At 64.4% G+C, this 13,040-nt stretch carries 7 protein-coding genes and 1 tRNA gene; 6 read left to right on the forward strand and 2 right to left on the reverse strand.

Going from position 1 to position 13,040, the window contains the following annotated elements:
* The first annotated feature begins 119 nt into the window (after positions 1–119).
* From Aeryth_RS01615 to Aeryth_RS01635, 5 genes are all read left to right on the forward strand, one after another.
* Entirely contained in the window at positions 120–2,930 is a 2,811-nt protein-coding gene (locus tag Aeryth_RS01615) for a DNRLRE domain-containing protein (protein ID WP_144433631.1), read from the forward strand.
* A 33-nt stretch (positions 2,931–2,963) separates the two neighbouring features.
* The gene (locus Aeryth_RS01620) at positions 2,964–9,689 is read left to right on the forward strand and encodes a polymorphic toxin-type HINT domain-containing protein (RefSeq protein ID WP_083516176.1); all 6,726 of its coding nucleotides are present in this window, start codon (positions 2,964–2,966) and stop codon (positions 9,687–9,689) included.
* Positions 9,690–9,733: 44 nt separating this feature from the next.
* Complete coding sequence (locus Aeryth_RS01625) at positions 9,734–10,225, forward strand: hypothetical protein (protein WP_158509162.1); 492 nt, start codon at positions 9,734–9,736, stop codon at positions 10,223–10,225.
* 167 nt (positions 10,226–10,392) lie between these two features.
* On the forward strand, positions 10,393–10,644 hold the full coding sequence (locus Aeryth_RS01630; RefSeq protein ID WP_067853795.1) for a hypothetical protein: 252 nt from the start codon (positions 10,393–10,395) through the stop codon (positions 10,642–10,644).
* A gap of 177 nt (positions 10,645–10,821) precedes the next feature.
* Positions 10,822–11,322 carry a hypothetical protein gene (locus Aeryth_RS01635; RefSeq protein WP_067853798.1) on the forward strand — a complete coding sequence of 167 codons (501 nt, stop codon included), beginning with the start codon at positions 10,822–10,824 and terminating at the stop codon, positions 11,320–11,322.
* Positions 11,323–11,477: 155 nt separating this feature from the next.
* Here Aeryth_RS01635 and Aeryth_RS01640 read toward each other — a convergent pair.
* Positions 11,478–11,554 (reverse strand) — tRNA-Pro (locus Aeryth_RS01640).
* Between the two features lie 10 nt (positions 11,555–11,564).
* Complete coding sequence (locus tag Aeryth_RS01645; RefSeq protein WP_067853801.1) at positions 11,565–12,506, reverse strand: metallophosphoesterase; 942 nt, start codon at positions 12,504–12,506, stop codon at positions 11,565–11,567.
* Between the two features lie 57 nt (positions 12,507–12,563).
* Here Aeryth_RS01645 and Aeryth_RS01650 point away from each other — a divergent pair, with 57 nt between their 5' ends.
* Positions 12,564–13,025 carry a GatB/YqeY domain-containing protein gene (locus Aeryth_RS01650; protein ID WP_067853804.1) on the forward strand — a complete coding sequence of 154 codons (462 nt, stop codon included), beginning with the start codon at positions 12,564–12,566 and terminating at the stop codon, positions 13,023–13,025.
* The last annotated feature ends 15 nt before the right edge of the window (positions 13,026–13,040 follow it).

Here is a 13,040-nt window from a genome sequence, read left to right on the forward strand (position 1 = left end):
TCGGCGCTTGACAGTTTCTCAGGTGAGTCTTAGGTTTCGCGTGGCGACAGCACATGTGAACCAACCTCGCCGGTCCTTGCTCTTCGATCGTCACCGGCGATCCGTACCCGGATGTGTTCATGTCTGCTGCTCTTTCCCTGTCCTCGCGCGCGTCCTTGATCGCCTGCGCTCTGCTCATCGCCCTTCTTGCACCTGTCGATGTGCCCGCCGACGCAGCCGTGCAGACACCAGACGACGTCCCGACCAATGCGATCCAGGCGCAGGTCGAGGCGGAGAAGTCCGGCAGGCGGGTAGAGATCGAGTCGGAGCGCCAGGAAAGGGCTACGTTCTACGCAAACCCCGACGGCACGCAGACCTTCGAGATCCACCCCGACCCCATTCGGGTTCGCAAGGACGACGAGTGGGCCGCCATCGACACCACGCTGCGTCAGCAGGCTGACGGTACGCTCGTCCCGGAGGCCAGCACGATGGACGTCGAGCTGTCCGGCGGCGGCACCGGACAGCCGCTGCTGAATCTGGACGCTCTTGACGGGTCCTTCGCGGTCAAGGCCCCGATGAAGCTCCCAAGCCCCACGATCAAGGGGAACCAGGCCACGTACTCGGATGTCCTGCCCGATGTCGACCTTGTGATGACAGTCGAAAACACTCAGGTTCGACAAGTCTTCGTCGTCAAGACCGCGGATGCTGCACACAATCCGGCGTTGAAGGAACTGACCTTCCCGGTGTCAGCCCCGAATGTGTCCGTGGAGTCATCCGGTGACGGCGTGGTCGTCTCGAACGCAGATGGCGGGGTGATGTTCGAGTCTGCGGCGCCGTTGATGTGGGATTCGTCGGGCACGGGTACGCAGGTGGAGGCTGACGACCGTGTTCTCGGTCCTCAGGAGGGTGACACCGTTGCGCATGTCGACTCGGAGGTCGACACCAGCGGAGTGACGTTGACGCCCGACGCGGGCCTGCTGACGGGCTCGAAGACGGAGTATCCGCTCTACGTCGATCCGACCTTCGGCCCGAACGAGACAGGTTGGGCGATGGTCTTCAAGCAGAACCCGAACACATCGTTCTGGAAGTGGACCGACAGCAACGGCCAGGGCGTGGGGTATCAGGAGTACGAACCGACGAGCACGAAGCGTTTGTTCTGGAACTTTCCCACGAGCGGCATCAAAGGTGCCGACATCATCGACGCGCAGTTCAAGGCCTACGAGGTCTATGCAGCTTCGTGTACGCCTCGGGCCATCCGTCTCTATCGGAGCGGAACTGTCGGTTCCAACGTGAACTGGAACAATCAGCCGACGGGTAAGCAGTACATCTCCGAGCGGAACGTGGCATACGGTCGCGACGGTTGCTCTCCGGGTGGTGCCTGGGTCGAGTGGGACGCGACGACGGCTGCGCAGACCGCCGCAGATCACAACTTGAACGCGATGGGCCTCGCGTTGCAGGTGACGAACGAGTCCGATTCGCTGACGTGGAAGCGGTTCAAGAACAACGCCGTCTTCACGGGGCGTTACAACTACAAGCCTTACTCGCCGAGCGCCGTCGCCACCATGGCCAACGGCGCGAACCAGGGGTGCAGTCCGACGAATGCCCCGGACCGGATCTCTCCTGGCACGAGTGGTGTCAAGGCCCGCGCGAAGTTCAGCGACAGAGACGGCCAGAACATCCGAGCGCGGGTCGAGCTGTACAACTACCCGATCGGCTCCGGCGAGGCTCCGTTCCGGACGATCACCACGTCGTACAGAGCCTCCGGCAGCGTGTTCGATGTGGACTTCCCCTCCGGAGACGTCGGCAACGGCCGCGACATCGCGTGGCGGATTCGGGCCGAGGACAACATCAACGGGTCGTCGGGTGCAGCCGGAGCATGGAGTGGCTTCTGCCGGTTCGTCGTCGATACGACCAAGCCGCTGCCGCCCATCGTGACTGCGACGAGCAGCACAGACCCGTGGCCCGCTGGTGAGACACGGACGTTCACCGTGAGCAAACCTCCGGACAGCGACATCGCGTCGTATCGGATGGCGATCGACGGGGGCGGCTACGGAACCGCCCGATCACTCTCGACGCCCATCACGCTCACGCTCGGTGGGTGTGGTCCGCGCATGCTCCTGGTCCAGTCCATCGACGCGGCCGGGAATGTCTCCGCGACAGTGGTGCGGGTGCCCTTCACGATCACATGTCAAGATCTCTACATCGCGAGCCGATTCCGCATTCGGGAGGGCGAAGCCAAGAAGACCAGCAGCGTGACCGGTTCTCAGTCCGACATTGCGTGGACCGGTTCGGGCATCACCTGGTCGAAGGTCATGGGCGACTGGAAGCTGAGGTTCGACGGCACGGCCGCCGCGAAGTCCAGCGCGGTGGGTCTCCTGGATACTCAGAAGTCGTTCTTGATGAGCGCCTGGCTTGAGGTAGGCGCTGTGACGACGGACATGACGGCAGTCAGTGTCGACGATCCCAATGCTTCGGACTCGATCGCCAAGCTGCAGGTCCTTCGCGATACGGACGAGGAAGGAAATACAGCGCCGTTCTACGTAGGCCGTATGCGCTACGTGGGTGCGGCGCCAGGCTTCTGTGCGGAGCCCACCTTTGCTGTTCGATGCGACAGGGGGTATGTCGTCCTGACCTCGAACTCGGCGGCCTCTGAGATCGGAGAGGCACCAGTTTCGCTGAGCTACTCGTACGACTCCCACGAGCTCATCCTGTGGATCAACGGCGAGGTGGCGGTCAGGGCCGGGGGATTCGCGCCAGGAACGAACGACGACCCCGCCGCGAACAACGGCAGCCTCCGGCTCGGCGGCCCGCAATCGGGATCGAACTTCGTCGGCACGGTTGACGACGTCATCACCTCGGTCGGCGACTACTCGCTAGACGACGCTTCCACGGCGGTGCACACGCTGGTCGACGACGCCGGCGACACGAACTATCTCGGCAACGTCGACTGACGCCGCCCACCACCTTCTCGAGAAACGAAAACCATGTCCAGACCTTTCGGCCGCAGTGCGGCCTTCGTCAGTCGCGCAGTGTCGCTTGCTCTTGTCGTTTCGCTTCTCCCGGCGATGGACTTGCCAGCGCTGGGCGCCACGCTTTCTGCGCCGAGGGTTGAAGCCGAGCACTCGGTGGGCGAGCAGAAGGCGAAGATCAGGAAGACGAAGCTCGAGGATGCAACTGCGGGTGCGTCGTCAGGGCCTGCTCGTCCGAGCTGGCCGCGTCCGGCGTCAGGGCGTGTAGCGCTACGCCCGGGTGTCTCGTCCGACAAGATCGCCCAGGCTGTGAAAGTCATGGGCAAGGGTCGCGCCAAGGGCATGGTGGACGTCAGAGTGCTCGATCGCTCGGCGGCTACCGGCGCAGCTATCGACGGCTTCATGTTCACGCTCACCTCCCCTGCGACTCCCGACGGCTCTGTCCAGGGATGGTCGGGCAACGCTGACGTCGTCGTAGACGTGAGGGCCTTCGCCGAGGCCTACGGCGGTCACTGGGCCGGTCGACTGCGAGTCGTCCAGCTGCCGGACTGTGTCTTGACGACACCAAAGAAGCCCAAGTGCTCCGAAGGAGCACCGCTCGGTTCCGTCGTGAACCTCGAGCGAGGAACGGTGACGGCCTCACTCGACTCCAAGCAGATCGCCGCTCGCGACGATAGAAGTGAGCTCGTCGGCTCGTCACGAAAGTCTGCACCCTCGTCGACGGCTTCCCCGCGGTCGAAGTCAGCAGCGAGCGCGAGTGGCACGACCGTCTACGCCGTCAGCGCTGGCGCCTCGGGCTCGACGGGGAACTACGCCGCCAGCCCGCTCTCGCCGTCGTCCTCGTGGGATGTCGGCGAGCAGACGGGCGCGTTCAGCTGGGCCTACCCATTGCGCGTCCCGCCGTCGGTTGCCGGGCCGAAGCCTGAACTCGGCGTCAACTACTCATCGGGTTCGGTCGACGGACGTACGGCGGGCAGCAACAACCAGACGTCCTGGCTCGGTGAGGGTCAGGACCTGACGACTGGTTTCATCGAGCGACGCTACGTGTCTTGTAGCGATGACCGGACGAACGGCACCAACAGCACCCGCAAGACGGGTGACCTGTGTTGGCGATCCGACAACGCATCGATGTCCTTCGGTGGACACTCCGGCGAGGTCGTCCACGACACGGCCAAGGGGATCTGGCGGCTGAAGACCGACGACGGCTCACGTCTCGAACACCTCACCGGAGCCACGAACGGCGACAACGACGGTGAGTACTGGAAGCTGACCACCCCTGACGGAACGCAGTACTTCTTCGGCCGCGGGAAGCGCTACGCCGACGACACTGCCGCGCCGAGCTCGACGTTGACGGTGCCGGTGTTCGGTAACCAGAGCGGCGAACCGTGCTACAACAGCACCTTCGCGAACGCATCGTGCAAACAGGCGTGGCGCTGGAACCTCGACTACGTGGTCGACCCGCGTGGCAACACGATGACGTACTACTACACCAAGGAGAGCAACAACTACGGCCGCAACTTGAACACTGCCGTCTCGTCCTACGACCGCGCGGGATATCTGAGTCGGATCGACTACGGACAGCGTGCTGGGAGCGAGGCCACCACCAAGGCTCCAGCCCAGGTGACGTTCCAGGTCGCAGAACGATGCATCCCGACGTCCAGCTTCGACTGCGCAGCGAGCAAGCTCACGAGCGCTAATGCGACCTACTGGCCGGACACACCGTCCGACCTCCTGTGCTCGAGCACAACGAGCTGCCCGGACAACCAGAGTCCGGCGTTCTTCACGCGCAAGCGACTCGTAGGCGTGACGACGCAGGTGCTCGAAGCCGATGCCTACACCGCGGTGGACGGTTGGGCGTTCGAGCAGACGTTCCCTGAATCCGACACGAACAACCGCGACCTCTGGCTCAAATCGATCCAGCACACGGGCAAGGTGGGCGGTTCGATCTCGATGCCGAAGGTCGAGTTCAACGGGATCGACATGCCGAACCGTGTCGACGCGCTCGGCGACGGTGCGCCCGCGATGGTGAAGTATCGCGTCAGCTCGATCAAGTCGGAGTCCGGTGGAACGCTCGCGGTCAATTACTCAGGAAAAGACTGCTCGCCGAGCAGCCTGCCTGCGTCCAAGGACAACAACACCCGCATGTGTTTCCCGGTCTACTACACGAAGGACGGCGCAGACTCACCGACGATCAATTGGTTCCACAAGTATCGCGTGACCGGCATCGTCGAGAGCGACAACATCGGGAACTCCGACACAGTCGAGACGAGCTACCAGTACCTGGACGCGCCGGCCTGGCACTACGACGACGACGAGATCACTCCGCCCAAGGAAAAGACGTGGAGTGACTTCCGAGGCTTTGGTCGAGTGGCTGTAATCCGCGGCAAGTCAGGTTCGACGCGCACCTACCAGGAGACCTTGTTCCTCCGTGGCATGGACGGAGACAAGCTCGCCAATGGCGGGACGCGAAGCGTCGAGGTAGCCGACTCCAGCGGCGGGACGATCGTCGATCGAGACCCCTTCAACGGCTACGCCCGAGAAGTGATCACGCGCAACGGCGTCGATGGTGCTCTGATCAGCAAGACCCTCAACACGCCTTGGCTCAGCCCGGTGACGGCCACCGAGGGACCCGACGAAGCGCGGATCCACAACACGGCCGTTGCGACCACCACGGAGCCCAAGGCGGGCGGCGGGAATCGCGTCACCGAGGTGCGTACGAGCTTCGACGGCTACGGGATGCCAGAGCAGGAGTGGGACCGGGCCGATCTGTCCACCACCGCCGACGACGAGTGCACCACGACCAGCTACATCAGGAACACAGGCTCGTGGATCCTCGATCCTGTCAAGGACGAACAAACCGTGTCGGTGCCGTGTGGCACGTCCGCCACGTTGCCGACCGATCTCGTCAGCGGTGCTCGGATGTACTACGACGGCGCGACATCGACGACGACGGCACCGACGAAGGGCGCGCTGACGAAGGTCGATCGGGCCGTCGAATCCGCTGACGGTACGGGGATCAGTTACGTCGCGTCCCAGCAGAACGCGTACGACGGCTACGGTCGAGTCACGAAGGTCACCGATGCTGAAGGGCACAGCTCGACCACGGCCTACAGCCCCACGACAGGCCTGCCGACCAGTGTCACTGTCACCAACCAGCTGGACCAAGCCAGCACGTCGACGCTGAATCGGTACTGGGGAACAGCCACAGCCGAGGTCGACCCGGCCGGCGGACGCACAGACCTGACGTACGACGCGTTGGGTCGACTGAGCGAGGCGTGGTTCCCTGGCCGGAGCAAGGCCGATGGCAAGAGTGCCAACGCGAAGTTCAGCTACAGCGTCTCCCAGACGGAGCCCTCGTACGCAAGAACACAGCGGCTGATGGCAACGGGAAGCTATCTGTCCAGCTACCAGATCTACGACGGCCTGCTCCGGCCTCGTCAGACGCAGGTCCCCGCCGCGGGAGCCGACGGTGGACGGGTCATCACCGAGACCAAGTACGACTCCCGTGGCTTGGCGACCATCTCGATCGATCCGTACTTCAACAGCAGTGCGGTATCCGGAACCTTGTTCACGCCGCTCGAGACAGAGCTTCCGGGCCTCACGAAGTCGACGTTCGACGGTGCCGGTCGAGAGACCAGGTCTGACTTCGTGGTCGAGGACGTCACGAGATGGTCCGTGCTGACGAGCTACGACGGAGCTGGACAGGTCAGCGTGACGCCAGTCGAGGGTGCCATTCCGACCACGCAGATCAGTGACGCCAAGGGCCGGGTTGTCGAGCTGCGCCGCTACAAGGGCGCGACACCGACGGGTGCGTTCGAGTCGATGAAGTACGGCTACGACAGCCGCGGCAACATGAGCTCCGCAACCGACCCGGCCAACCGTACCTGGAGCTATCAGTACGACCTGGCGGGGAACAAGGTAAAGAGCATCGACCCAGACGCCGGGACGAGCCAGACGACCTACGACAAGCTCGGCCACCCCGTGACCGAGACCGACGCCAACGGCAAGGTGACCTTCTCGGCCTACGACGTGCTCGGCCGCCAGACAGAACTGCGCGACACCAATGCGAGTGGCGCGCTGCGAGCCAAGTGGGTCTACGACACGGTCCAGAAGGGCCAGCTGACGTCCGCCACCCGTTACGACAACGGCAACGCCTACGTCCAGGAGATCACGGGTTACGACGTGGCCGGCCGGCCCACCGGGACCAAGACGACGATCCCGGCGTCGGAAGGTGCCTTGGCCGGGTCGTACTCGACCGCCGCGACGTTCAACATCGATGGAAGTCCGAAGACTCTGGCACTTCCGGACGTGCCGGGGCTGCCGACCGAGACGCTCCGATACGGGTACGACGCTTTCGGCAACGAGAAGACCCTCGCGGGGCAGGGCTCGTACGTCAACGGGACCGACTACACGCCGTACGGCGAGGTGTCGAGGATGTCGAGCGCGATCGTCCTCAACAGCACGGTCTGGCGCACGACTGAGTACGAGACCGGCACGCGACGAGTGACTCGCCAGACAGTACGACGTCAGTCGCAGACGACCGACGATGTCGATGCCAACTACTCCTACGACGACGCCGGAAATGTCACATCGATAGCCGATGTAGCGGGCGGCAGTGCAGTCGATCGCCAGTGCTTCGACTACGACTGGCAGCGTCGGTTGACCGAGGCGTGGACGACGACGGGCTCCTCGTGCACGAGTCCCTCCGCAAGCTTGATGGGCGCGGATCCCTCGGCCTATTGGAGCAGCTATGCCTACGACGCTGACGGCAACCGCAAGACCGATGTCCAGCATGCTGCATCGGGTACCGACACCACCCGTACCTACGCGTATGCGACGAACAAGCCGCACGCCCTGGAGTCGGTGACAAGCAGTGCGGGAGCGGATGAGTCGCAGACCTTCACCTACGACGATTCAGGCAACCTGCTGACTCGCAAGGACGGTTCAGCGGCGGCAGAGAAGTTCGAGTGGGACGTCGAGGGCAAGCTGAAGTCGTTCACCAGCATCGGTGGAGCGAAGTCGACGTACGTGTATGACGCGGACGGTGAACGGCTGATCAAGCGTGAGCCGGACGCAACCACCCTGTACGTGGATGGTGCGGAGGTGCGGCTGCCGAAGGACTCGACGACCGCCACCTCGACTCGCTACTACGAGCATGCCGGCCAAGTCGTCGCGATGCGTGTCGCTGGCAGAGTCATGTTCCTGGCGTCGGATCTGCAGGGCACGACCACGGTCCAGATCGACGGCACGGATCTGTCGATCGTCAAACGTCGCCAGGCGCCGTTCGGCGACGTGCGCGGTTCGAACGCGGGGTACGTGGGTGAGCGCGGGTTCGTCGGGTCGGTGAGTGACTCGGCGACGAATCTGCAACACATGGGTGCTCGCGAGTACGACCCACAGAACGGTCGATTCATCAGCGTCGACCCGATCGTGGATCTCACGGACCCGACGCAGATGAACGGGTACGCGTACAGCAACCACTCGCCGGTGACCTTTTCCGACCCGTCGGGTGAGTTCCTGGAGGGTCTGGCTTCCCTCGGCAAGGAGCTCGGCGACCTCGCGTCGGGTGGAGGTTCGAGGTCTTCCGGAGGTTCAGGCAAGGCCGCCCGGGGGGGACAGCAGTCTGGCGCGACCGCTACGTCGTACGCGAACCAGGTGCAGACCGCCACGCAGCAGTATCAGAAGGCCAAGGCGAAGGTCATCAAGATCGTCAAGAAGTTCGGCAAGATCGTGATGGAAGAGCTCGGCATCAAGGCGGGACTTGATTGCCTCACGAAGGGCGACCTCGGCGCCTGCGGTGAAGCTGCGGTCAACGCCTTGATGTCGGCCGCTACCGGCATGGCGGGCAAGCTGATCGCGAAGTATGGCGCGCCGTGGAAATGGAAGAAGGGCTATGCCCTCGGCAAGACCTTGGTCAAGCTCGGTGATGAGGGCGTTGACGCGATCGGCGACATGATCGCCGCCAACAAGAAGCTCAACCACCTGGTGGACATCGGTGAAACCGGGGCGAAGATGTGCTCGTTCTCCGGTACCACGACCGTGTTGATGGGTGACGGCTCGAAGAAACCCATCAAGAAGGTCAAGGTCGGTGACAAGGTCATCGCGAGCGATCCGGAGACGGGTGAACAAGCGGCGAAAACCGTCGAGGCGGTGTGGAAACATCAGGACACGCTGACTGATCTTGTGGTGGGTGGTCGAGTGTTGACCACCACGGAGGACCATCCATTCTGGTCGGTCACCGATCGCAAGTTCGAACGCGCCGATGAACTCGCCCGAGGCGAGAAGGTTCTGACCGCTGATGGCCAAACAAAAACCGTGAAAGGATTGCGGCCGTCAACAGCTCGTGAAGGCGCCGCATACAACCTGACGGTCGCCGACATCCACACCTACCACGTGGGCGATGAAGATATCCTTGTTCACAACTCGTGTGGTGACGATCTCGGCGTCGTGTACCTCCGCAAAGATGCGAATGGAAGCGCGGATTACGTGGGACAATCGAAAAGCGAAGTCCGGTTTGAAGCTCGTCAAGGTGAGCACGCGAGCGCGCACCCCGACGCAGACTTCTCGTACGAGATCCTTGGACGTGCCGATCCGGGAGTGCCTCTCAGTCGTATGGAGCAGTTCAATATCGCTAAGCGTGGTGGTCCGACTAACCGGTCTAATCCGAATGGCGGGCTGGCGAACAAGCGGAACCAAATGAGCAAAAAGAACTACGAGGCAGCAGGGGGTGATCTCGAATGACTGGGCGAAAGCGACTGACATTGGTCGAGGGCACGGTCTTCTCTGTGCCTCTGGGTGACGGCCGGACTGCGATCGGTCAGATTGCCACCATGAAAAGTAAGAAGATCCTCTACCTCGTGCTTTTCGAGCAGATGGTGGCCGATGACGAGGTGGAGACGGACTGGCAGTCGGCGATCCAGAGTCCGATCGTGATCGCGGGCTCTTCGTTGGATGCGCGCCTCTATCACGGCTACTGGACGATTCTTGGAGTTGCGGACGTTCCGGATCCGCTTCATCTGCCAGCGAGCAAGGTCGCGATCGGCATGCCCCCAACTGTCTACGTGACGGACTATTGCGAAACTCGTCGACGTCCGGCTACTGCTAACGAAGCCGAGATCCTGCCCAACATCACCACTGTGTCGCCCATGAGACTAGAGAAGGCATTCAAGGCGCTTCACGGTCTCGAGCCGTGGCTCGAGGTGTACGACCCGCTGTTGCCAGCGAACATCATCACGGAGTCCATGGTGTTCGGCGAGGAAGGTGTGAGTCAGTCGTAGCGTCTGGCGCTCGTCCCTGCCGGCCAGTCCCCGACCAGCCGCGCTCCCAGGAGAAGTGCGATCGTGGGGCCGCAAGGTCTGTGGGCAAGTCGCTGAAGATCACGGTCCAGGCATCGGCGTGCTGCTCAGCGAAGCGGGGAATAGGGGAAGTTCATGAGGTTCCTGTAGTGGAGTACTTCACGCACGAGGGAATCCTCTACGAGTTGTTGATCATCTCCCTTGCTAGCGAGAACGGTTACGGAGTCGAGCTGACGGACATGTCGGCGACCGGTGGTCTGCTCGCGGAAGTGCGCGTGGCGAACGGCACGATCACTCCTCTGCGTCAGGCCCCGATGCCCGCCGCCGTGTACGCCCGGTGGACGGCAGCCGTGATCGAGCTGGCCGAGCTGCCGCCGCTCGACGATGAGGTCGAGGACTGAACCCCGGTCCCGCTCCGCGCCTGGGCAGGAACGCGTCATCGCCAGCGACCTCGACCGGTTCACCCGATCAGGTGCGTTGAAGAGTGCAGTGCGGGTCAAACGCCCGGAGTGGAGAGTCAATCGCCCAGGGACGGTCGGCCTTGACCCGGACTGCGACCTCCTCCAGGGTGGATCATCATGGCCTCACTCAGTCCGTTGTCGCATTCCTGGCGGGTGTCGAGGTACGAAGAACAGCTGCGCAGGGGGCCGGGCTGGGAGTCCTGGACGGACATGGCCGATGTCGGAGAAAGATTCAACGGGATCGTCCTGTCCGATGAGGAGTATCTCCGCGTCGAGAACACCTACATCGCCGCGGTCGTGCGTTTCGCCGTGGCGACGTCGGCCTCGCTGTTCCGCGTCGTCTTCATGGGAAGCCAAGATGCCAACTTCGCGCTGTCTGCTGGCCAACTTGTCGTCCGGTCCGACGTGGGACCCATCGTCCGGGGCAACCTGCGAGGTGAGCTCGACTGCACTCTCGAGGACGTCAACGGTCGGCTGCAGATCGCCTTCGGTTGGGATCTGTACATGTACGTCGGGGCCGACATCCCTTGCGAGAGAGCGGTTGCCGGTGCCGAGGAGGACGGCCTGTGGCTCGTGCCAGGCGTTCCTCTGAACTCGTGGGAGGACGACGACGCATGACCGGCGCACGTGCGACGACGACTCAACGCGCGGACCCAGCGGCGCGGACGGAGGGCGACGGCTCGAGGCCCGCGTCGAGCCGGGCGGGCTCATACCTTGAAAGACGAAGAACCTCGAACCTCACGAGGAGGTCCGAGGTTCTCACGTCGAACTGATGGTCGGGGTGACAGGATTTGAACCTGCGGCCTCGTCGTCCCGAACGACGCGCGCTACCAAGCTGCGCCACACCCCGGCCGTCATCCTCAGCGGGAGGACGACCTCGACGAGTCTACCCCAGTCAGGGTGAGCAGGGTGGCCTCGGGTCGGCACGCGAACCGCACGGGGGCGAAGGGCGACGTGCCGAGCCCGCCGGACACGTGCAGCCAGGAGGGTTCGGAGCCGACGGCCTGGTGCGTGCTGAGGCCCTTCGCGCGTCGGCGGTCGAGGTCGCAGTTGGTCGCGAGCGCACCGTAGAACGGGACGCACAGCTGACCGCCGTGGGTGTGGCCGGCCAGCACGAGCGGGTAGCCCTGGCTCGACGCGCGGTCGAGCACGCGCAGGTACGGCGCGTGGGCCACCGCCACCGCGAGCTCGGCGTCGGGGCCGAGCTCGGCCGCCGGCGGGATCGCGTCGAGGTCGTCGAGCTCGAGGTGTGGGTCGTCCACACCCGCGAACGCGAGGGTGCGTCCGCCGACGTCGAGGTGGCCCGTGGTGTTGTTCAGGTCGAGCCAGCCGGAGCCGACGAGCCCCGAGCGCAGCTCCTCGAACGGCAGCGTCGGCTCCCGGTTCCACGAACCGCCCGCCTGGGTGCCCGTGCCGCCGACGAGGTAGCGCAGCGGGTTCTTCGGCACCGGCGCGAAGTAGTCGTTCGAGCCGAACACGAAGACGCCGGGCCGCTCGAGCAGCTCGCCGTAGGACTCCAGCAGCGGCGGCACCGCGTCGTGGTGGGCCAGGTGGTCGCCGGTGCTGACGACCAGGTCGGGCTCGAGGTCGGCCAGACCGCGCAGCCAGTCGCGCTTGCGTCCCTGGCTCGGCGTCAGGTGCGCGTCGGACAGGTGCAGGATCGTCAGCGGGTCGGCGCCCGGCGCCAGGACCGGCACCGACACGTGCCGCAGCGCGAACCAGCGCGCCTCCAGCCAGCCGTAGCCCACACCGGCTGCGCCCGCACCGACCAGCCCCAGCGGTACCGCCACCGTCGCCCTCATGCGACCAGCCTAGGTCGGGACGGGGAGCCCCGGCGAGGTCGGTGAGAGGATGGCGCCATGGCAGCGCTCAAGGACCGACTCCGAACCGACCTCACCGCCGCGATGAAGGCCCGCGACTCCCTGCGCGCCGGCACGCTGCGCATGGTGCTCACGGCCGTCACCAACGCCGAGGTGGCCGGGAAGCAGGCGCGCGAGCTGAGCGACGACGACGTCCTCGGTGTGCTCACCTCCGAGGCCAAGAAGCGTCGCGAGGCCGCTGAGGCGTTCGACGCCGGCCAGCGTCCGGAGCTGGCGCAGAAGGAGCGCGACGAGGCCGCGATCCTCGCCGAGTACCTGCCCGAGCAGCTCACCGCCGAGGAGGTCCGCGAGCTCGTGACGGCCACCATCGACCAGCTCGGCGTGGCCGGCGACGGCATGAAGGCGATGGGCCGCGTCATGGGCGCGCTGCAGCCGCAGGTCAAGGGTCGCGCCGACGGTGGCGTCGTGGCGGCCGAGGTGAAGAAGGCGCTCGGCGCCTGAGTCGTCCGGCCACGT

This window comes from Aeromicrobium erythreum, from assembly GCF_001509405.1.
GTDB lineage: Bacteria > Actinomycetota > Actinomycetes > Propionibacteriales > Nocardioidaceae > Aeromicrobium > Aeromicrobium erythreum.